The organism is Noviherbaspirillum sp. ST9, from assembly GCF_048799745.1.
GTDB lineage: Bacteria > Pseudomonadota > Gammaproteobacteria > Burkholderiales > Burkholderiaceae_D > Noviherbaspirillum.
The window spans coordinates 505,182-526,806 of record NZ_JBLWFR010000003.1; the positions used below are offsets into that span (position 1 = coordinate 505,182).

General features: G+C 58.7%; 13 protein-coding genes and 1 tRNA gene. 2 read left to right on the forward strand and 12 right to left on the reverse strand.

From position 1 onward, the window contains the following. Window positions 1-156: 156 nt before the first annotated feature. The 7 genes from ACNOHI_RS08745 to ACNOHI_RS08775 form a co-directional block, all read right to left on the reverse strand. Complete coding sequence (locus ACNOHI_RS08745) at window positions 157-3,504, reverse strand: Swt1 family HEPN domain-containing protein (protein ID WP_420474276.1); 3,348 nt, start codon at window positions 3,502-3,504, stop codon at window positions 157-159. Window positions 3,505-3,509: 5 nt separating this feature from the next. After that, window positions 3,510-6,410, reverse strand: a complete 2,901-nt coding sequence (locus tag ACNOHI_RS08750; protein WP_420474277.1) for a DUF1156 domain-containing protein — start codon at window positions 6,408-6,410, stop codon at window positions 3,510-3,512. Beyond that, window positions 6,407-7,033: a retron system putative HNH endonuclease gene (locus ACNOHI_RS08755; RefSeq protein ID WP_420474278.1), complete on the reverse strand. Its 627-nt coding sequence runs from the start codon at window positions 7,031-7,033 to the stop codon at window positions 6,407-6,409. The genes ACNOHI_RS08750 and ACNOHI_RS08755 overlap by 4 nt, the downstream gene beginning before the upstream one ends. Further along, window positions 7,030-8,427, reverse strand: coding sequence for an AAA family ATPase (locus tag ACNOHI_RS08760; protein WP_420474279.1), 1,398 nt, complete (start codon window positions 8,425-8,427; stop codon window positions 7,030-7,032). The genes ACNOHI_RS08755 and ACNOHI_RS08760 overlap by 4 nt, the downstream gene beginning before the upstream one ends. Continuing rightward, window positions 8,424-12,029, reverse strand: coding sequence for a helicase-related protein (locus tag ACNOHI_RS08765; protein ID WP_420474280.1), 3,606 nt, complete (start codon window positions 12,027-12,029; stop codon window positions 8,424-8,426). The genes ACNOHI_RS08760 and ACNOHI_RS08765 overlap by 4 nt, the downstream gene beginning before the upstream one ends. 628 nt (window positions 12,030-12,657) lie before the next feature. Next, window positions 12,658-12,734, reverse strand: a tRNA-Pro gene (locus ACNOHI_RS08770). A 44-nt stretch (window positions 12,735-12,778) separates the two neighbouring features. Then, a complete protein-coding gene (locus ACNOHI_RS08775; protein ID WP_420474281.1) occupies window positions 12,779-13,741 on the reverse strand; it encodes a Bug family tripartite tricarboxylate transporter substrate binding protein in 963 nt (320 codons plus the stop codon). A 68-nt stretch (window positions 13,742-13,809) separates the two neighbouring features. Here ACNOHI_RS08775 and ACNOHI_RS08780 point away from each other — a divergent pair, with 68 nt between their 5' ends. Beyond that, window positions 13,810-14,937, forward strand: coding sequence for a M14 family metallopeptidase (locus tag ACNOHI_RS08780; RefSeq protein WP_420474282.1), 1,128 nt, complete (start codon window positions 13,810-13,812; stop codon window positions 14,935-14,937). Between the two features lie 2 nt (window positions 14,938-14,939). After that, the gene (locus ACNOHI_RS08785) at window positions 14,940-15,404 is read left to right on the forward strand and encodes a CYTH domain-containing protein (protein WP_420474283.1); all 465 of its coding nucleotides are present in this window, start codon (window positions 14,940-14,942) and stop codon (window positions 15,402-15,404) included. 6 nt (window positions 15,405-15,410) lie between these two features. Here ACNOHI_RS08785 and ACNOHI_RS08790 read toward each other — a convergent pair whose 3' ends face one another. The 5 genes from ACNOHI_RS08790 to ACNOHI_RS08810 all read right to left on the reverse strand — a co-directional run bounded on the left by ACNOHI_RS08790 (window position 15,411) and on the right by ACNOHI_RS08810 (window position 21,560). Continuing rightward, window positions 15,411-16,658, reverse strand: coding sequence for a DUF2863 family protein (locus ACNOHI_RS08790; protein ID WP_420474284.1), 1,248 nt, complete (start codon window positions 16,656-16,658; stop codon window positions 15,411-15,413). Between the two features lie 193 nt (window positions 16,659-16,851). Further along, window positions 16,852-17,109, reverse strand: a complete 258-nt coding sequence (locus tag ACNOHI_RS08795; protein WP_420474285.1) for a hypothetical protein — start codon at window positions 17,107-17,109, stop codon at window positions 16,852-16,854. Between the two features lie 150 nt (window positions 17,110-17,259). Beyond that, a complete protein-coding gene (gene acnA / locus ACNOHI_RS08800) occupies window positions 17,260-19,971 on the reverse strand; it encodes an aconitate hydratase AcnA (protein ID WP_420474286.1) in 2,712 nt (903 codons plus the stop codon). 100 nt (window positions 19,972-20,071) lie between these two features. Continuing rightward, window positions 20,072-20,527 (reverse strand): hypothetical protein, encoded by a 456-nt coding sequence (locus ACNOHI_RS08805; RefSeq protein WP_420474287.1) that lies wholly within the window; start codon window positions 20,525-20,527, stop codon window positions 20,072-20,074. Between the two features lie 58 nt (window positions 20,528-20,585). Next, entirely contained in the window at window positions 20,586-21,560 is a 975-nt protein-coding gene (locus tag ACNOHI_RS08810; RefSeq protein WP_420474288.1) for an HpcH/HpaI aldolase/citrate lyase family protein, read from the reverse strand. Window positions 21,561-21,625: the final 65 nt, after the last annotated feature.

The window sequence follows — 21,625 nt, forward strand, 5'->3', positions numbered from 1 at the left end:
TCGTCGGCGTATCGCAGGCGGCGATGGTGGAACGACTCGGGCTTATCGAGCGAGTCTCGCCGGAGTTCATGAACGGCCGAGTCTGTCCTCAAAACGGAAAAGTCGGCGCTGACCGAGCGCGCCAGCGCCGGCGCGGCGCAGTCACTCGCTGCGCCACTACTCCGTCTCAAACCCCTGACTCATAAACTTCAGCGTCCGCGCGTTTTCGGTCACAGTTCGAACCACATTGTCCGGGGTGCCTTCCGGTATCTGTGCCTCGATTTCGATAGTGACCGTTACATTAGCGCTAACCAGTCCAGTCAGATGAGAAATAACTTCCTCGGCAATTTTGCTGGCATCGCGGCCCACTCGGGTAGCGTCGAGCGTTGCGGTGCCGTGGAAGCGCTTGGGTTTCGTCGCAGGCTGCTGCGTCCCTGTAATTCCGCCCGTGCCAGCGCAATCGCCGGTGCCGCTGTCATTTCCTCCATCGGTACCAGAGCCTCTGCCCGTACCTGTCGGTTCTGGTTCCTGGCGCTCGGCGTCGATCTGCTTGCTCGCCACCTCTGGCTTCACTACCAAGCCCGACGAATACGCATCCGTCAGCATTACCATCGTGCCACCGCGCAAACCCTTGTAACGGCCGGCGACCTCGTCGTAGCTGTCGGCAAAGCCAAAGCTGTCCTGTGACCACGTGAGCAGATTCACGCCGTCGTTGATGGATTGCAGCAGAACCGACGAATCCTTGAGGCGCGGTAAGTATGGATAGCGCGCAAAATCCTCCACCAGCTGCTTCACCGGGACATAGTCACCTCGCCACAATGGAATTTTGTCGAGTTCCATCTTCAGACGTGTCGGCGCGAAGCTCGTGAGGTACAACTCGTCGGTGCGTAGCTTCTTGCTGGCGCGGGTGGCGAGCGGGTCAGTGCCAGACAGGCGCAGGGCTTCCCAGGTAACGGTAGCCTGTGGGGTATTCTGCACTGGCACTAACAGCCACTGATACGTTTCCGGCAAGCGCGCGGTCGCCGTGCTGTCAGCAGCAGCCATCTGTTGCTCAACCTGCTTCTTCTGGTGCGAGGTGAGTCCCAGTTGCGCCTCGTCGGTTAAGATTGACTGCCACGCCAGATACTTCCGTGCTGACTCATCGAGGTCTTGTAGGCGAGTCTTGTCCGCTGCCAGAAACACTAGCGTGTTACGGAAGAGGCGCGGCGTGTTGCCCCGGTTTTCCAAGATGGCCTTGGCCGCTAGTTCGGCTAGGTTGCCAGCTTCCTTGGTGTACGGATGCGCGGTGCCAAGCACCACCAAGCGTGCGTCGAGATCGTCCGGCACGTCAGATCCACTTCCCGGCATCGGGTGGATGCGGTTAAAGTCGCCGGTGGTCACCAAATCCTTTTTTAGACGCCGTTCCAGTTCAGCTACCACCTTGTCCGGCTCGCGCTTTAACTGCTCGGCGCGGTCTTCCGCCAGCTTCGTCACCGTCGGCTGAGTCGAATACCAGTAGTGGGGGCCATCGGCATAGAGGTAGGTGCCTTTACTGGCCATGCGACGCAAAGCATCGCCAAACACTGCGGGTGATTCGCCGGGCATTACGCAGCCCAGTTTTACGCGCCGATCCTCAATACCCTTGTGGGCGGCGGCCGTGGTTGGTGCCGAGCCCATGTAGATTGCCCGCGCCACACGACGGCAAGCCGAAAACTTGCCGAGGTTGGGCAGTTCGCTATCCAGCTTAAGCGGCAGCGAGTTGGGGCCATCGACATCCTTCTCGATCACAGGTACCCAGTTGTCGGACAGGTAGCGTGTCAGTTCGGATTGCACGCGCGGATCGTCAATGGCGATGTTGGCCGGAAGGATGAGTGGATTGCGGTCGCCCTTTTCCCACAGGCTGTGAATCACCGCTGCCATCAGGCGCAGCACGCCTCGCGTACGCTGGAATTTCACCAGCGTGCTCCAATCGGTATAGAGGCGGTCGAAGATTTCTGGGTGGATCGGGTAGGCGGCCTTGATACGCTGCTCGTATTCGGCATCGCGTGTTTCGGGAGGAAACTCGGCTTGCTGCGTGCGGTAGAAGTCAGCAAAGGTACGCGCCACCACGTCACGCTGCTTGAACTGCTCGGGGTCGACCAAGGGCTGGAACAGTCGCCGGCGAACAATCTCGAAGCCTTCCTCGGCACTTGCTGGACGCCACGATGATTCCACCCGGCCCACCACGTTTTGCAGGCGGTCCAGCGCCTCGCGGCCTCGCGTGCCGCCCACTTCTATGTCATCGGCGTGCGTGTGCGGTGAGCCGGAAGTGTCTGAAGCAGGCAGGCTGATCACCAGCAGGCAGTTCTTCGCCAGCTTGGCCGATTCAGTCAACACTTGGGCGAAGGTGAATTGCGTCTCGAAGCCGCCAGCCGGGAGGTCGCTCTGGTCATGCAGTTGGCGCGCATAGGCGACCCACTCATCTACCAGAATCATGCATGGGCCGTAGTCATTGAACAGTTCGCGCAGCACGTCGCCGGGGCTGGTGGCTCTCTCATCGTCGGCGGCCAGACGAGCATAGGCTTTCTTGCCGCCCAATTGATACGCCAGTTCGCCCCACAAAGTGCGCACCACCGTGCCATCAGCCTTGACAGAGGGGTTGCCTGGAGAGATCTTGTTGCCCACCAGGACTACGCGATTCGCCTTGGGCACTGTTGTCGCGCCAGCAGCCGACAGCACTGTGTCAATCCCCGCTAGTTCGGTTGGCGCAATGCCGGAAAACAGGTGATACAGCGCCAGCATCGAGTGTGTCTTGCCGCCACCGAAGTTGGTCTGCAACTGCACCACAGGGTCACCACCGCCGACGGTGAGGCGTCGCACCGCGCTGATTAGCATTTCCTTCAAGCTTTCCGTCAGGTAGGTACGACGGAAAAACTCAACCGGGTTGCGGTATTCGTCGGTGCCTTCTCCCAGATGGACCTGCCACAGGTCGGCAGCGAATTCAGCCTGCTGGTAGCGGCCGCTAGCGACGTCTTCGTGTGGCATCACCACTTCTCGCCAAGGCTTTAAACTTCCGGTCACACCGCTTTCAATAGCGGTGCTGGATGACTTGCGCTTCTCGCCACGTGCCTGCTCGTCAAAACGTACACGCAGTAGCTCCATCTTGGCCCTTTCCACTTCATCGGCCTGCGGTGCGGAAATGGATGTCAGCAGCCGCCCAGTAGAATCGAGTGCGCGGTAGGCGTCATCGCTGGAGAAGGGCTCCTGATGCGCCCACTTGTTGCGCCAATCGCGAATTTCCGACACCAAGCTGCGGTCGGAAAAACCCAGCGTCTTGCGGAATACTTCGTTCCACGTCTCCCACATTAGCTTCAGCAGCGCCGCCACATCCCACTCGGCAATGCCTTTTTTCGCAAGAATTGGGTCATCGACGAACCCCCTTACCCTCTGCATTGACAGCGCATTCGCTGCTATCGCAGCCTTTACCTCGCGCTCGACAAAGGGCGCAAGGCCCATCTTCAGTTGTTCCAGCGCCTTACCGACGCGTTCATGATTGGTGATGGCCATGGAGCTTATTCCTGATCGAAAAGGTCGTCGGTGCCAGACTTGACGGCAGACGCAGATTGATTAACCACGTCGCGCGCCAGGCGGGTAATTTCCGGCCAGCTTTGAACCAGTGCGTTGTAGGCCATCGCCTCGCTTGCGCGCTTCTTGCGCTCGCACAGTGTGTACAGGCGGTAACAGAGCTCGCGGGCGATTTCGGCCTGACCACCAAGCTTGGCAACCAGCGCCGCCGCCGCACTTTCGCCGCCGGCTTCGAGCACGCGGATCAATTGATGCACCATTTCCCAGATAGTGAGGCGGGGGTCGGTGGTCGGGTCCCAGTCGGCTGGTAATTCGGCGGGTTTAAGCAAACGCACCTTGCCAGCCTTCGAAACGATAATGCGTGCCTCAACTAAGCCATTCACCGCCGTGTTCTTGGACTTGGAGAGTTGTTCGGCGACGCCGAAATCACCCTCGGCAAAACCGGACTGATCGAACCAGGTCAGCGCCCAGCGACTGTCCGAGTCAAAGTCCCCCTCCTGCTCAGCCAGTGCTTCGTCGAGGGTCTGATTGATGAGGGCAAGAGCCGCTCGCACCGAGAGAGGCTTGCCTTCGGCGTCGAGCACTTTGGCGTAGCGGGTATAGACTGCCATGCCGGGGCCGATGGCCGCCTGCGCCAGGTCGACCGGCGCGATGTTGCCAGCTTGAAGATGCGCCAGAGCTTGCGGCAGTTCGGCCTTGAGCGCGGCGACGAATTCGCGACGTGTGGCGGTGGCGGCATTGGTGGCACGCTGGCGGCAGACGAGTACGATGCTGGATGCGAGGGCGTTGGTGCCTGAGCCAATCATGCGGTTGGAAAGTTCGGTGCGCATCGGCCAAGTGCCGCTGATGGCAAAGCCGGCTTCGATGACGGCGGCGAGGAAGGTGTCCCAGCCGGTATTGGTCGTACCGTCGTCGCCATCGCTTTCAGCTTGCTTGAAGGCGTAGTAAATGGTGACAGGAAATGCCGGATGCGCTTGCTCGGCCAGCCGATGCATGGCTTGCGTCATACCGTCGAGGAAGAAGGTCTCCGCCTTCTCCTTGCTTCCGTGTCGGTACGGAGTGGCCACTAGTTCTTCGGCCTTCGGTACCGCGAGCGTGGCAAAAAGGTCTGGAAACACCGACTTGAGTGCACGACGAAGCCAGACATAGAAAAAGTCGGACAAGTCAGCGTATGCAATATTGTCGTAGTACGGGGGGTCGGTAGAAACCACCTTGTTCTGAGACGTTGATTGAGTGGCTGCATCCTGTTGGACTACGCAGCCATTGGGTTGGGTTGCGCCGGTCATTCCTTTAATAACGCCATCCACAGATACGCCAAAATCTCCGGCAGCACCTGCAAAGGGGTTGACGTCTGGATAATCCCAAGTCATCGGTATTGCTTGTCGAGAAAATACTGTTACCGTTTGCCCTCGGTCTGGAGTCCATCTTGCGATAGTGCAAATCGTGTTAGCGGTTCGATCAAGCGCCATAGCCAAATACACCCCAATTGCATCCGCATACGCCATCCCGCCAGCACCGCCTTCTTCCAGGGCTTTGCCATCGTCAGGCAGGCCGGCGACGAGGGCGTCGCGCTTCACCCGTTCGCGCGCTTCCTGCACCAGATCGGAAAAGGTAGTCAGCGCGACGAGTTGGCGGGGGGTGAAGAGGTCGCCATAGGTTGTTAGGCCATATTGCACGGTCCAGAAATTGCGCGGGTCGTCTGGCAATGGCGTCTCCGGCTTCCACTCTGGTTGCGCCGTCAGTGCAATGGCTTCCATTTCCGGCGTCGGTGATAGATAAACCCGTCCGCGCTCTCCCTCAGCAACGATTGCCATCAGACGAGCACCCATGCGCCGAGCCTTACCCTCGGCCTTGATGTAATCGCCCGTGATCGGCGTATCCGACATCAGGCACTTGAAGTTCGCGCCGCGCGACAGCTTGGTGCCGTTCTTCGCCCCTTCCATATCCTTCGGCTTGCCCATTTTCACCGTGAAGCGGTAACTGCCGCCTTCGATCAAGGGCTCGACATAGCACTCCTTGCTCGCCTTGGTGCTCAGCATGAAAGTAGACGCTAGTGGGACGTCCACATTGGCAAACGCCGGGTTGGGACTTTTCACCGTGCGCGCCCACAGCCAGGCAATAACCGTGAGTTTCTGTCCGACGTATTTCTTCAGGTCAGGCCGTTCCATGGCCATCTCCGCCGTGACCTCAATCTTGGGGTAGAGGTGGCCGATGCGCTTTTCGGCTTCATCCCGCATCCATTGGCCGTAGTAGCGCACATCCTCAATTAGGCCCTGTGCGCCTTTCCAAATGGTCATGACCTTTTCGTCGTCACGCTTGTTCTGCCAGATCGGGTTCACCGGGGGCTTGGCGGCAAACCGGGGCGGGATCTCGATCATCGCCTTGTTGATCAGTACCGCCACAGGATTAAGGTCGCTGGCGTAACTCTCCAGCCCCAGCCGCTGCGCTTCCAATGGGAGCGCGCCGCCGCCGGCGAAGGGGTCGTGAAAGCCTGGCAACTTGAATCGGTCGAACAATTCCTTCGCACGAGGATGGTCGGCGTTCTCGGCGCAGGTGTAGCGCCAGCTCTGCCAGATTTCGTCGCGCGCCTGCTGCAACACTGTCTCGTTAGTGGTGCTCTCCCACTTCACCAGTTCCTCAATGATGCGAAACAGCCGATGCCGCTCCTTCTCCTGCTTCTTCTCAGTGGGGAAGAGGTCCGGATGAGCCGATGGGTCATCGACCATCTGCGAAAAAATCACGGCCCGGGCAGCCGCCAACGGCCGCCGCGCCCACCACAGGTGCAGCGTGGAAGGATGGCCGTGCCGGATGGACTTCTCGCGCGCGCTGGCGACGTTGATCGCCTCCAGCGGCAGAGCGACTTCAATCAGTTTCTTCTTGTAGGTCATGTTTCGAGTATCGCTTTCGAGAGCGAGTGAAATTGTCTCAGATGTCCATCGGGGGCTATCTGCAAATATTCCTGGCGCAGCCAGTTCACCAAGGCCGAATCGGGTTGATCGCCAAGGGTGTCGATCAAATCTCGTGCATGCTGCTTACGCCGTTCATTAAGACGAGGGCAATCGAGGCCGAGATAGCCGATCAAGTAGTTTGCTTTGGCGGGATCGGACGTTGTGGGAGTAATAGCACCGTTTGGCAAGTAACAAAATAATGATGTCGTAGCCGGGTCATGGGGACCGGAAAAACGTGCTGCATCCCATGCATGTTTAGGGTTCTTCTTGCGATCGTCCTTGTAGTGGCCGCAATGCTCAACAGCTCCGCCATTGCATGAGATCGCCAGATTTGCATAGTCATAGATTCGCGTCTGATTGCGACTGCGCGGTTCCATATGTTCGATATGGCCGTCGTTTTCAGCCACTTCACTTTCGCAGTAACAGCAAAGGCCAAGTTGTTCCATGCGTAGGCTGGTAGCCAGCGTGACATGGCAAGCTGTCCCTATGAATGCGCCCCAATCTTGGTGAGGCGGTTGCTGGTCAAGGCAGACTGGGCCTGCTTGTCGTTGAACTGTCCTCATTGCTTACCCATCACTTGAATTTGACGAATACGCAGATCGGCTCGGCGCAAATCGGGATCGCTGCGGCCAAGTGCGGATTCCAACTCATTCCTCAAGTCGCGTGCTGATTCGGTATCGTGCTGTCGGTTTTCAATCAAGACGAGGTACTTGTTGAGTTTCTCAACAGTGTCGATATTCCGGGGGCGAGAATCGGCCCCAAACACTTCGGCAAGAATGCGTGAATTTTCTGCACCATAGGTGCCGACGTCATCCGGGATATGCTCGAACCCGTGGTCTGCTCCAAGCAGGTGGATATGCTCGCGGCGCACTGTGGTCAGCACGGCCGGACTATGGGTGGAAACGATCAGCTGCGTGTTCGGGAACGCCGCGCGAAGTCCAGGAATCACCGTCTGCTGCCAGCGGGGATGGAGATGTAGCTCTATCTCATCAATGAGCAAGATACCGGGTGCTTCAAGGGGGTTTGACCACGTAGGGTTTGCCTGAGCTAGGCGTCGAGCGAAATCGAGCACTAGGGCGAGCAGATTGCGGTAGCCGTCACTTAGTTGGGCGAGTTCCAAAGTACGAACGCCGCCATTCGCCTCCCTTATATCGACCATGAGCCGAGGAGGGCTCCCGTCGAAATAGAGGCGTTCCAGGCCTTCAATCGTTTGCTTCAGAGCCTGTCGAGTCGCGCGCAGATCTACAAATTCCTGATCTTGTCCGTCCTGTGTGTTGACCCGGGCCCTTAGCTCGGCATTTTCTCGGAGATAAAACCACTGACACATGGCCGTGAAATTGGCAGCGGCATTGAGTGCATCGGTATAGGCCTTGTCGCGGGATAGATCGAGTTTGAATATATCCCCGAGCTCCGGTGTCCCCCCCATCCGTCGAGTGGCGCGGTAGTAGGCCACGACGGGCAAGGGAATAAGCGCTTGCGGACTCTTGCCGATTTCGCGCCAGAGTGCCTGAATGTATTGGTTTAGGCTGGATAGACGCTCGGTGGTGCTACTGCTGTAACTGAAGCGCGCGGGGGGCTGAAAAAGAATGTGCTGCGACCATTCCAATGCAGCTGCCTGACCAGTCGATGTTTTCCCCGTGAAGTTCTCAATCGGGTAATAGTCATTCGCGCTGGCTCTAACTTGTACAAATTGCTTTGGTGCACTGACGCCATCGACAGTCGGCGGCGAGGTGTAGATATCGGTGTGCAGTAGTGAGGTGCTCTGTGCTTTGCGTTGCCGCTGACCACCCGGCCCGTTAGCCGCCACAAGCTCGTAAAGTGCAATTGCAACAGCGTCCAGAATACTACTCTTGCCTGATCCGTTGGCGCCCACAATCACATTAACGTCAGGTTGGAAATCGACCCTCAGTGATTCAAAGCAGCGAAAGTAGGTAATCTCAATTTTTGATAACTTCATCCTGGTTGCTCCGCGCGAGCTAATAACTCGGCAAAATCGTAATTGACGCTGGTAACACCGAAATCCGGCTCGCGATTAAATGGCCGTCGAACGTAATGTACCTTTTGCGATGATTCGTCCAAGAACTCGACAATCGCGAGAATGAAGTCGTCGGGCTTGTTCAGCGAATATAGAATCTCGTTGCGCGTGACAGTGATGGTCGGCGCACCAGAGACGCGCCCCTTAACCTCAATGAAGCGCAGCTTGCCGGTGCCGGGAATGCGGCTTTCGATGTCGTAGCCGAGTTTTTCGAACTCGCGATCGGTAGGGTCGAAGCCCAGGCTGCGCTCGATGTCCATAATCACAGCGCGAGCACGAGCGGCGCTGGCCTGGGTATCGGCAGGCGCGACAGAAATAGTCGCTGTGGAGCCGGCGGCTGAATTGGCCATTTTCTGTAGCAGACCGTTGGGTACGACCAGCACGCCCCCAAGCACGACCGGCGGCAAGGGCGATAGCTGGGCTTCGAGGCGAAGGTCTTCGAGGCGCTTTTGCAGTCGTCCTTGCAACAGGTCGGCGCGCTTTCTGGCCTCCCCAGAGTTGACCTTGGCGTTCGGTTTCCCGGCCTGCTCGTGCAGCTTGAGTTCTTCGGCGCGGTGGTCCCAGTAGGTGATTTCCTTGGTCAGCCTATCCTTAACGGCGGCTTCGGTCTTTGCGATAAGATCGAGTTTGCGACCTTTGACTTCGGCAAGATGCTCGGGTACAACGCGGGCAATGGCGTATCCTTGGGCTGCCTTCTCCAGATCGCCGGTAATCCACTGGCATTCTGGGCGATCGAGCAAGACGTCTATGCCCGGTTCACCTGCCGCCAGGGACCGGAAATCGAGATAGGGCGCGTAATGAACGTGACGGGTAGTGCCGTCTTCCAGCATTTCGACATACATCATACGTTTCGAAACGATGCGCCGGCTGCCATCTCTGCTCTGTCCTGCATCCTGGATGGCATGTTCCAGATAGAACAGAACCCGCGGCTGGGTACCAGAATCACGGTCATCGACCAGCGCGGCCCCACGCTTCAGCAGGTCGCGGTTGCGTTCCAGTGTTAGGTCGATGGTGGCATCAAGCAGAGGGTGGCCCGGGCAGACGAAGGCGGCCAGCGGCTGGCCTTGGGGGGCGACGAGGTTTTTCTCGAAGGCGATCCTCTCGTACCGAGGCAGTACAGGTTCGCCGATTCCAATGAGACGGTCACGGTTGCGCACTAGGGCGGGCACGTGTGTGACTTCGAAGCGACGAGCTTCCTTCTGTTTTGCGTTGCCACCGAGACGCTTGAAGGCTTCGAGAAAGAACGATTCGATGTAGTGCGGTTGTAGACGACGCGCGTCAGCGCGTTCCATGTCTTCGCGGATGCGCTGCACGGCGCTAGCATCCATGCTGTCATGGACCAGTTGCCGCTCGTCGAGGAGGGATTGCAGGTGAGATTTGTCGAGTGCGGTGTCGAGCACCGTGGTGAGATACGCCTTGGTCTCTGGACGTTCGCCGTAGCGGATGGACTCGATGAGCAAATCACGCAGGCTCATCACCTTGCCATCGGACTCGAAGGCGAGTTTGCCGAGCACATCAAAAACCTGTCCGCCGAGTGACTGGCGGGCCTGTTCCAGTTTTTCAAGCAGCTTGCGATACACGTCGCCTTCTCGCGTGTCGTCCGCCACCAGATTCCATAGGTAGCAGACTTCAGTCTGGCCAATCCGGTGGATGCGGCCAAATCGCTGTTCCAGCCGGTTGGGATTCCACGGCAGGTCGTAATTGACCATCAGGTGTGCGCGCTGAAGGTTGATGCCCTCGCCGGCGGCATCGGTGGCCAGCAACACCTGCACCGTGGGGTCGTGCTTAAACGATTCCTGCACCTTCAGGCGGTCTTCCCGTCCCGTGCCGCCATGGATGATAACCACCGCGTCCTTACGTCCGAGGAACTTGGTTATGCGGTCTTCTAGGTAATTGAGTGTGTCGCGGTGCTCGGTGAAGATGACCAATTTCTGGTGTGGCGAAGGCTTCGGTGGCGGAATGTCGCCGGAACCGTAGGGGGCAGAAGATTCTTCGACTCGGTGGGAGAAGCCTGCTTGGGTAAAGACTTCGCCCAGCAGGCTGGCTAGCTCGGTCCATTTTGTATCGGTGCCGCTGCGACGCACGGCGAGCGCCCGGGCTTCGAGAGTCTTCAGGGTCTCGATTTCGATGCGTAGCTCGGCAATGGAGCGCGCAGCGGTGGCCTGATCGAGGATTTCCTCCTCCGCGGCCTCGACTTCGTTGTCTGGAGCTTCTTCAAGGTCTTCGACGTCTTCGTTGTCTAGGCTCAGCACCGCGATGGCTACGATGGGCGTAACCTGCCCCGCCCGCTGGAGCAATTCCAGTTCCCGCAGACGTGATTCGAGCCGATCGCGACGTCGGCGCAGGGATTGGTAGATCGCTTCGGGCGACGAGGCCAGACGGCGTTGCAGGATGGTCAGCGCAAAGCCGACAGTGCCGGCGCGCTTGTCATTTTCCAACGCGGCAGCTCGGTCGAATTCATTGCGCACGTATTCGGTGACCGCCTTGTAGAGTGCCTCTTCCTGCGGCGACAAGCGATAGGGTAGCGTGTAGGCGATGCGCTCCGGGAACAAGGGTGTACCGTCGAACTTGCGCAGGTTCTCCTTGACCATGCGGCGCATGAGGTCGGAGACGTCGGCGGAATGCACGCCGTCGCGGAACTTGCCTTCAAAGCGGTCGCCGTCGAGCAGTGCCATGAAAAGCTGGAAGTCGGCTTCCTTGCCGTTGTGTGGCGTTGCCGACATGAGCAGGAAGTGGCGTGTAAGGCCAGAGAGCAGTTGGCCGAGTCGATAGCGCTTGGTGTATTTGGTCTCGCCGCCAAAGACGGTAGCCGACATCTTATGGGCTTCGTCACAGACCACCAGATCCCACCGACATTCGGGCGCTTGCAATTTCTGCTGCACCTCTTCGTTGCGGGAGAGCTTGTCGAGGCGGGCGATGACCAGATTGGTTTCGAGGAACCAGTTGCCGGTGCGCGCGGCTTCGAGCTTGTCGTTAGTGAGAATCTCGAAAGGTAGGTGAAAGCGCCGGTTGAGTTCATCTTGCCACTGCTCGGCCAGGCTGCCCGGACAGACGATCAGGCAGCGCTGTAGGTCGCCACGGGCGATCAGTTCCTTAATTAGCAGGCCGGCCATGATGGTTTTGCCCGCACCGGGATCGTCAGCTAGCAGAAAGCGGAGCGGCTGGCGCGGCAGCATGGCTTCATATACGGCGGTGATTTGGTGCGGCAGAGGATCGACCACCGAGGTGTGCACCGCCAGCACCGGGTCGAACAAATGCGCGAGGCGGATGCGCTGTGCTTCGGACACTAGACGGAACAGTGCGCCATCGCCATCGAAACTCCATGGGCGTCCTTGCTCGACGATTTCCAAGCTGGTCTCGATGTCGCGATAGAGGAGCTGATTGGCGACCTTGCCATCGGCGGTCTTGTAGGTAAGCTCAAGCGCTTCAGAACCGAACCATTGCACATTGACGACTGTCACGAGGGTATCGGGCAGGATGCCGCGTACAGCCGCGTTGGGCTGGAGTTGTTCGAGTTTTATCATCCCTGAGCTATCCGCTTTTTTATTGTGTTCGGTTGAGTCCGCTATTGTCCAACAAATGCTACCCGAAAACCAAAAGAGTCATAACAACTCCATGGTGCAGAGTTGAACCGCGTTTTGAGCGTGGTCAATGTAGCGAACGGGTAGATCTTGGCGATGTAGGGCTGCCCCAAGTGAACGAGTCGTGGGAGTGACAGAAGCGTAGAGTTTGAATGGTTAATTGATGATGAAGTACATGTCGTCGCGACACCACGCAGGGGGCGCCTCGGCGGCGCTGCGCGAGCGACGCGAGCAACTTCCCTTGCACGATGCCGCTTTATTTCGGGAAGGCGTAATTTCGTTGGCAAAGTGTAGAAGAGGTAAGGCTTACCAGAGGCTAATGCAACAGCATTGACCGAGGGGTACAGGGTGAAATTATCTAAAAGCAACGGCTTTCGGATAGTCGGCCAGAATTGAATGTCAGGCCCTGTGAAAGGAAAGTAATTCGCGTGCAACACTTTGGAGGCGGTTCGCAACTCGCTTTTCCGGTCCCACATGCGATCGTGGAGAATTTTTCTTACCAACTTTCTTACCAAACCGTAAAAAACAAAAAACCACCCGAAGGTGGTTTTTCATAAGTCTTTGATTCTGTTGGTCGGGGCGAGAAGATTCGAACTTCCGACCCCTTGCACCCCATGCAAGTGCGCTACCAGGCTGCGCTACGCCCCGACGAAGGGATGCATTATAGCAGAGACTTGGTTTTCCGCCATGTTTCAGTCGAGCTTGGTGCCGGTGCGACGGATGATTTCAGACCATTTGCGTGCTTCCTGTGCGATCAGCGCCTTGAACTGGTCGGGAGAGCCGCCAACAGGTTCAAGGCCTGCAGTGTTCAGCCGCGCTTTGACTTCCTGCAACTTGAGAATCGCGTCGATCTCCCGATTCAGGCGCTGGACGATCTCCGGTGGCGTCCCGGCCGGCACCAGGACGCCGTTCCAGGTCAGCGATTCGAACTTCGGCAGCCCCGATTCCGCCACAGTAGGCAGGTCGGGCATCAATGGGAAACGCGATGCGCTCGTCACGGCGAGCGCTCGGACTTTTCCAGAGCGCAGGTGTGGAATCACGACCGACGGAACGCTGAACAGCATCTGCGTGTCGCCGGTGGCGATGGATAGCGCAGCGGGCGGTGCGCCATTGTATGGAATATGAACAACGTACAGGCCAGCCATGGTCTTGAACAGCTCCATGGTCAGGTGCGACGACGAGCCATTGCCGACAGATGCATAGTTCAGCTTGCCGGGACGGATCTTTGAATAGGCAATCAGTTCGGCAGCGGATTTCACTGGCAGGTTTGACGGCACAACGAGCACGTTCGGTTGGGAGCTCGTCTGGATGACCGGTGCAAGATCCTTTTGCGGGTCGTACGACAGCGTAGTGAGGTATTGGGTGTAAGCGAGCGGGCCGTTGTAGGACATCAACAGTGTATGCCCATCGGGCGCCGCTTTGGCCACGTTGCCGCTGGCAATCGTTCCCGACGCGCCGGGGATGTTGTCTATGACCACCGGCTGTCCGAGCCTTTCCCTCAGCTTGTCGCCCACGGTGCGCGCGATGATGTCGAGGGACGATCCGCCGGGTGCCGCGACGACGAAGCGGATGGGGCGGCTGGGCCAGGTGTCGGCAAGTGCCGCCATGCTGGCGATTGTCAATATGGTGGCGAGCAACAATCTTCGGAATGTCATCAGGCGATGCGAAACGGGGAGAAAACACGCAGAATAGCACTCGGACAAACCACATTGGTATAGCAAGCATGCCTATCAAAATCAGCAGTCAGTTCGATTCCGGCGCGATTGATATCGTACGCGCCGAATCGCCTTCCGCCATCGAGCTCAATATCCGCAAGGACTCGCACGCCGATCTCCTGCAGTGGTTTCATTTTCGGCTGCAGGGGGCACGCGGCGAGCAGTGCGTGATGAAACTCATGAACGCCGGAAAAGCAGTGTTCCCGGGAGGATGGGAGAGGTATCAGGCTGTTGCCAGCTATGACCGCACAAACTGGTTCCGCGTCCCCACGACTTACGACGGCCAGGTACTGACCATCACCCACACGCCGGAACGTGACAGCGTCTACTACGCCTATTTCGAGCCGTATTCCTGGGAGCGGCATCTCGATCTGCTTGGCAAGGTGGAGAACTCGCGCCTGGGACATGTATTGGACGTCGGCAGCACAGTGGACGGACGCGACATGAATGTCGCCGTGATCGGCGATCCGTCTGCATCCAGGAAGGTCTGGATTATCGCCCGGCAGCACCCCGGTGAAACGATGTCGGCGTGGTTCATTGAAGGAATGCTGGACGCATTGCTCGATCAGGCCGACCCGGTCACACGCACGGTGTTGCAACAAGCTGTTTTCTATATCGTTCCGAATATGTGCCCGGACGGAGCAGTGCGCGGCAACCTGCGCACGAACGCCGCCGGCGCGAACCTCAACCGCGAATGGATGTCGCCGTCGCTGGAAAGAAGCCCGGAAGTCCTTGCAGTGCGCAACAAGATCCACGAGACGGGCTGCGACCTGTTCCTCGATATCCATGGGGATGAAAGCCTGCCCTATGTCTTCGTCGCCGGTTGCGAAATGCTGGAAGGATTCTCGCCCGAGCAACAGCAAGAGCAGCAGGCCTTCATCGAAAGCTTCCGTCAGGCGAGCGCGGATTTCCAGACCGTGCATGGCTACGAGGCGAGCAAATACCGCGAAGACATGCTGCAGCTCGCATCGAAGTACATCGGGCACACTTTCAAGTGCGTGTCCCTGACGCTGGAAATGCCGTTCAAGGACAATGCGGACCTGCCCGATGAAACGATTGGTTGGAATGGTGCCCGGAGCGCAAGGCTGGGCCGGGCGATCCTGCAGCCCATCCTGCAGTCCGTGCGGAAGGGGTAATCATGGGGGTGGAAATCGAACGCAAATTCTTGGTGTGCGGCGACAACTGGAAGGCTCTCGGGCAGGGTGTCCTCTTGCGACAGGGTTATCTTTCGTCATCCCCGGAACGCACGGTGCGCGTGCGCATCGAAGGCGAATCGGCAATGTTGACCATCAAGGGAAAGTCGTCAGGCGCGACGCGCAACGAATGGGAATATCCGGTACCCCTGTCTGACGCCGAGGCCTTCCTGGATACCCTGTGCGAGCGTCCGATCATTGAGAAGAAACGCTATCGCATTCCGTTCGAAGGCATGGTGTGGGAGGTCGACGAGTTCTTCGGTGAGAATGCGGGCCTGGTCGTCGCGGAAATCGAACTGACAGCCGAGAACCAATCCTTCGCAAAGCCGGACTGGATTGCGGAGGAGGTGACGCACGATGCGCGTTACTTCAATTCCAGCCTGATCCGCAATCCGTATTCCACCTGGTAGAACTACTCAGTGGAAGTGGCCGGTGCCGGACGGTGCGTCCTCCGGCATTTCAGCATGGACCAGTTCCGCATCGGGATCCGGATAGAGCGGGGCGCCGCAATCGTCGCAGAACTCCATCGGGAAGCGCTCCCCATGGCGCTTGATGTGCGTGATGCCGCAGCTGCGCAGTAACGCGATGATTTCTTCCAGCGGGGTGCGGAGATTGGTGTCGAGAATTTCCGGCGTGGTCAGTGATTCGAAGGAAGTGACTGCTGCCTCATCCTCATCCTCCTGGTCGTACAGCGGCCACACCACACCATAAATCACTTCGGGATTCTGGCGCATCGTGAAGCCGATACGGTATTCGTCGACGCGTCCTCCAACGGGCTCTTCGCTGAAGCTGCCGATGACGGCACGCAAGCCACTCGGTTCGATGCCAAGGGTATTGGTGAGGTAATGAACGGCGGCCCGGATCGAGGCGGGGCGAATCTGCTTGTCCGCTTCCCGGCACGCGATGTAATAGGCTTCCGGCATGAGCAGTTCGACGCCGCACCCGGGCAGTAGCGACGCGATATTCGGCGTTGCCTGCGTGCGCCACTGTTCCAACGCCAATTCCCGTCCTGATGCTTGCAGGCTTTCCTGCCAACCGAAAAGCGGCATGCCTGCAGGGGCGGCGATCGCGGCAAGCAAGTAGCGGGTGTCCGCGAGGAAGGGCGCTGTTTCCGGTGCATTCGCAGGCGCGCGGACTTGCGAACCCTTGATCGCGGCCTGTGCCAGCTTTTGGGTCAGCGCGAAGGTCTCTGCATGATTGCGCGGCAGTTGGTCAATGGCGTAGAGCGTGGGCGCTATCGCAAGCCGAACGTCGGATGCAAGGATGTGCCCATGCAGATGTGCGCCCAGTGTACGCCGCAGGTCTTCGGAAACGCCGCCTGAAGCAATGGAAAAGCGCGTCCACGCGAGGATCGGAATGGCGATCAGCAAGGCGTCGTAATGGACGCCGTCCTGTTCGACCGCGCAGGATTCGCTACCTGCTTCCACGGCTTCCAGCAAGATGTCGTAGGCCGGCAGGTCGGCGCGGAACAGGTGTTCAAGCGATGCGTCGATGGTTTCCTGGTGCCCGCCCTTGAGTGTCTTGTGGATGAGACCGTCAAGCGAATGTTCCCAGATGCGTTCTTCCAGCCGGCTGGAGGCCTGCGCCATCCCTTGCGCGATGGAGACAAGGCGTTGGCTATCGGCGGACAGTTTGTTGGAAGAGCTTTTGGAGAAACGGCGCATGGTGGAAACAGGAGTGGTGCTGTGGAAACGTATTGTAGTAGATTCGACAATGACCTACCAAAATACACCCATTTAAGCGCCTGGGCTTGCTGCCGGTGAAGAAGATTGAGCTTTTGCTTCGCCGAAGATCAGTATATGCACAAAAAATAAAAAAGCCGCATGGTCGCCCATGCGGCTTTCGCTGCAGAAAATATTACTTCGAGGCAGCAGGTTCGGAGGCCGCGGGGGCTGCAGGAGCAGCGGCCGGTGCTGCTGGTGCCGACGCGGCAGGCTCGGAAGCCGCAGGGGCAGCAGGCGCTGCAGGTGCCGATGCGGCGGGAGCCGAATGCGACTCTGATGCAGGCAGGCCGTGACCAGCTTCACCTTGCATATCGACCTTGTCGCCACCTTTCATGATCACGAACAGGGCGAGCAGGGCAAAAGCGATGAAGCCAACGAAAATTTTCCACATGGTTGATGTCTCCGAGTTTTAAATCCTGAAAAAACGCCGGTCGAGCCCGGCGTTTCACTTTCCGCAAGCGTAACGACGTATCCTTACAGCTTGCTTGCACCCGATGCCAGCGGCGCGCGCAGTGGCGGCCGGCGGAACAAGGTGTTGCGATTACGCTGCGAGCAGCTGCCGCAGCACGAACGGAAGAATGCCGCCGTGCTTGTAGTAGTCGACTTCGATCGGCGTGTCGATGCGCAGCAGCAGCTTGACGTTTTCCTTCTCGCCGTTTGCGCGCGTAATGACCAAGGTGGCCTGCTGCTGCGGCTTGATCTCGCCTTCGAGACCGATCAGGTCGAAGGTTTCATTACCGGTGATGGCCAGCGACTGCACGCTGTCGTCGCCCAGGAACTGCAGCGGCAGCACACCCATGCCAACCAGGTTGGAGCGGTGGATGCGTTCAAAGGAACGCGCCACAACCGCCTTCACGCCCAGCAGTTGCGTGCCCTTGGCGGCCCAGTCGCGCGACGAGCCAGTGCCGTACTCTTCGCCGGCAAACACCATGGTCGGCACTTCGTCACCGATGTACTTCATGGCGGCGTCGTAGATGGACATCTGTTCGCCGCTCGGCTGGTGGATGGTCAGGCCGCCTTCGACGCGCGATCCATCCTCTTTCGCCGGGATCATCAGGTTCTTGATGCGCACGTTGGCGAAAGTGCCGCGCATCATCACCTCATGGTTGCCGCGGCGCGAGCCGTAGGAATTGAAGTCGGCCTTCAGCACGCCGTTCTCCAGCAACCACTTGCCGGCCGGGCTGGATTCCTTGATGGAGCCGGCAGGGGAGATGTGATCGGTGGTGATCGAGTCGCCGAACACGCCCAGCGCACGTGCGCCACTGATGCCGGCTGCGGCCGCCTTCGGCTGCATGTCGAACTCCTGGAAGAACGGCGGTTCCGCAATGTAGGTCGACTTCGGCCAGTTGTAGACTTCGCCCTGGGCCACGCCCTTGATCTGCTCCCACAGCTTGCCAGGCGCGCCCTGGACGTCTGCGTAGTTTTCCTTGAAGGTCTTCGCGTTCATGGCGAATTTCATCAGCTTGGCGACCTCTGCCGAAGTCGGCCAGATATCGCCAATGTAGATGTCCTTGCCACCCTTGCCCTTGCCGACCGGCTCGGTCATCAGGTCCCTGGTTACATTGCCGGCGATGGCATACGCAACGACCAGCGGCGGCGATGCCAGGAAGTTGGAGCGGATGTTCGGATGGATACGTGCTTCAAAGTTGCGATTGCCCGACAGCACGGCAGAGGCCACGATGTCGTTCTTGACGATCGCTTCGTTCAGCTCAGGCGTCAGGTCTCCGGCATTGCCGATGCAGGTGGTGCAGCCGTAGGCCGTGACCCCAAAGCCCAGCTTTTCCAGATAAGGCAGCAGGCCCGCGGCTTCCAGGTATTTGGTCACCACACGGGATCCAGGCGCCAGCGAGGTCTTGATGTGCGGCGCAACGGTTAGTCCAGCTTCCACGGCTTTCTTTGCGAGCAGGCCGGCAGCCAGCAGCACGCTCGGGTTGGACGTGTTCGTGCACGAGGTAATTGCTGCGATCAGTACATCGCCGTTCTTGACCTTGATGCCGTTGGACGTTTCGTACTCTGCATCCAGGTCTTCCGCCTTCTTGTTGAAGCCATTCTCGGCGATCGGTTTGGCGAACAGTTCGGAGAAGGTCGACTTGACCTTGCCGATCTCGATGCGGTCCTGCGGACGCTTCGGGCCGGCCAGCGACGGCGCGACCGTACCGAGGTCGAGCGAGACGACGCTGGTGTAGTCGATCTCGCCTTCCATTGGAATGCCGAACAGGTTCTGCGCCTTGAAGTAGCCTTCGAACGCCTCGATTTCCTGCTTGGTGCGGCCGGTCCCCTTGAAGTATTCGATCGTCGCTTCGTCGACCGGGAAGAAGCCCATGGTGGCGCCATATTCCGGTGCCATATTGGCGATGGTGGCGCGGTCGGTGGTGGACAGCGATTTGGTGCCTTCGCCGAAGAACTCGACGAATTTGCCCACGACCTTGTGCTTGCGCAGCATCTCGGTAATGGTCAGGACCAGATCGGTGGCGGTCACGCCTTCGCGCAGCGCGCCGGTCAGGTTTACGCCAACGACGTCCGGAGTCAGGAAGTAAACCGGCTGGCCGAGCATCCCGGCTTCCGCCTCGATACCGCCCACGCCCCAGCCGACCACGCCGATGCCGTTGATCATGGTGGTGTGGGAGTCTGTGCCCACTAGAGTGTCCGCATAGAACACGCCGCCCTTGCTATGTACACCGCGCGCAAGGTATTCCAGGTTGACCTGGTGCACGATGCCGAAGCCCGGCGGGACGACGCCGAAGGTATCGAAGGCTTGCATGCCCCACTTCATGAACTGGTAGCGCTCGTTGTTGCGCTGGAACTCCAGCTTCATGTTCAGGTCGAGCGCCTGCTTTTCGCGGAAGTGGTCGATCTGGACGGAATGGTCGACGACGAGATCGACCGGCACGAGCGGCTCAATGTTCTTCGGCTTCTTGCCCATCTTCGAAGCAACGCCGCGCATCGCCGCCAAATCGGCGAGGAGAGGAACGCCGGTGAAATCCTGCAAGACCACGCGCGCCACGACGAACGGAATCTCGTCCACGCGCGCGGCGGTCGGGCCCCAGTTGGCCAGTTGCTTCACGTGCTCTTCCGTCACCTTCTTGCCGTCGCAATTGCGCAGCACCGATTCCAGCACGATGCGGATCGACACCGGCAGGCGCGAGATGTTCACGCCAAGCGCCTTCTCAAGAGCGGGGAGGGAATAAAACTTGCCTTTCTTGGAACCCGAGATCTTGAATTCCTTGAGCGTGTTCAGAGTATTGGTGGACATGGCCTCTCCTTGGGATTATTAGAACTGAACTGCTGACAAATTGAGCACGTTGAAATGTGCAGGCGAGGTGCGACCGCACCCCGCGTAGATCGGTATTGCGTCAGCCCTCCGCGACTTTCTGTGCTGCCTGTTCCGGACTCTTGCACTCGTTTGCAAGTTGCTTGCCCTTCTTGGAGTCGAGCAGCATGCCTTTTGCCGGAATGCCGATCCAAACCAGGCCGTTCTTGGCATTTTCGAAGCGGTGGGCGCCCGTCGTGGTGCTGACGCGGTGCATGCGATGCATGCGTTTGTCCCAATGCAGCGCGATCTGCTGGTCGTCTGCCGCATTGGTATAGATGGTGAGCTTATTGCCGAGTTCGCAATTGAACGCGGTTGCCGTCAGACCCTTGACGTCCGGCTGGTCGTCATCGTCCGGGGCTTCCTTCTTGGCAGCAGACGCCTTCTTCGCCGTTGCTTTCTTCGAAACCTCGTTGGAGGAGGATGTGCTCGCCATCGCGGGCGGGATTCCGACGGAAAGTCCGGCGATCAAGAGTGCGAATGCTGTAAATGACTTCATGCTAAGTGTCTCCACTGGGATACGCGCCGGATAGGATGTGTTGTAGGCGTCGTATCTACTACAAAAAACTCCCTGCTGATTCCGGGACCGGCATACCGCTCGCTTTCGCGCGCTGCAGTATCGCCCAATAGTACCGGTAACTGGCGCGGTCGTGCAGCTTCCCGTTGTATTGTATCGGCCCCCATTGTGTCGCGTACGCCTCAGTGAGGATGGCGGCAGCTTCGCTCACCTCCGAACTGCGCGGGGAAAGGGCCTTGAGGATGGGTTTGATCTGGTTGGGATGGATGCTCCACATCCGGGTATAGCCGAATTCGCCAGCGGCGCGGGTGGCATCATTGGCAACGACGGCGCTGTCCTTGATTTCGGTTGTGACGTTATGCGACGGTACCTTGCCGTTCGCATGGCAGGCAGCGGCGATCTCAAGTTTGGCGCGGGTCACCAGCGGATGGGTGAACTGGCCGGGCGAACGCATGGCAGTGCCAGGTACGGCGCCGTAATGGGAGGAGACAAAATCCATGATGCCGAACGACAGGCATTCGACCTGGGGCAGTGCTGCGATGGCATGAACATCGCGGAGCGCGCCGTGGGTTTCAATCAGGACATGGACGGGAAGGTTCTTGCGGCCGTGCTTTTTGGCCTGGACATTGATTGCATCAATCGCCCGGACAACATCTGCGACCGAATCTACTTTCGGTATGACCACGTAAGCGAGGCGCTTCGCCGTAGCCTTCGTGACAATGGTGGCGATGTCCTGCTCGAAGCAGGGATGGGTGATGTCGTGGATGCGTACGCCAACGCGGTTGAAACGGTTGTCGTCGCTGGCGACGATTGATGCGACAAGCCTGGCGTGTTCTTCTTCGTTTCCTGCCGCGGCGCCGTCTTCGCAATCAAGGGTGATGTCGAAAACGGGGCCAAGTTCTTGCTGCAAGGCAATCGACTTCTGCATCAGTTTTTCGGAACCGGCGTAGTGGTCGCAGACCGGAATCGAAACCGGCTTGTGTTTGCCCTGGAATAAGACCTCGGATGGATGCATGTCGTGCGTCTTGGGGCTGGGGAGGAGGGGAGGACAAACGGCGCTGGGCCGCTTGTCCTTATATT

Coding starts and splice junctions, on each gene's coding strand:
- ACNOHI_RS08780 (WP_420474282.1), top strand. CDS start 13,810: ATGCCTATCAAAATCAGCAGTCAGTTCGATTCCGGCGCGATTGATATC.
- ACNOHI_RS08775 (WP_420474281.1), bottom strand. CDS start 13,741: ATGACATTCCGAAGATTGTTGCTCGCCACCATATTGACAATCGCCAGC.
- ACNOHI_RS08755 (WP_420474278.1), bottom strand. CDS start 7,033: ATGAGGACAGTTCAACGACAAGCAGGCCCAGTCTGCCTTGACCAGCAA.
- ACNOHI_RS08745 (WP_420474276.1), bottom strand. CDS start 3,504: ATGGCCATCACCAATCATGAACGCGTCGGTAAGGCGCTGGAACAACTG.
- ACNOHI_RS08790 (WP_420474284.1), bottom strand. CDS start 16,658: ATGCGCCGTTTCTCCAAAAGCTCTTCCAACAAACTGTCCGCCGATAGC.
- ACNOHI_RS08750 (WP_420474277.1), bottom strand. CDS start 6,410: ATGACCTACAAGAAGAAACTGATTGAAGTCGCTCTGCCGCTGGAGGCG.
- acnA (WP_420474286.1), bottom strand. CDS start 19,971: ATGTCCACCAATACTCTGAACACGCTCAAGGAATTCAAGATCTCGGGT.
- ACNOHI_RS08795 (WP_420474285.1), bottom strand. CDS start 17,109: ATGTGGAAAATTTTCGTTGGCTTCATCGCTTTTGCCCTGCTCGCCCTG.
- ACNOHI_RS08810 (WP_420474288.1), bottom strand. CDS start 21,560: ATGCATCCATCCGAGGTCTTATTCCAGGGCAAACACAAGCCGGTTTCG.
- ACNOHI_RS08760 (WP_420474279.1), bottom strand. CDS start 8,427: ATGAAGTTATCAAAAATTGAGATTACCTACTTTCGCTGCTTTGAATCA.
- ACNOHI_RS08805 (WP_420474287.1), bottom strand. CDS start 20,527: ATGAAGTCATTTACAGCATTCGCACTCTTGATCGCCGGACTTTCCGTC.
- ACNOHI_RS08765 (WP_420474280.1), bottom strand. CDS start 12,029: ATGATAAAACTCGAACAACTCCAGCCCAACGCGGCTGTACGCGGCATC.
- ACNOHI_RS08785 (WP_420474283.1), top strand. CDS start 14,940: ATGGGGGTGGAAATCGAACGCAAATTCTTGGTGTGCGGCGACAACTGG.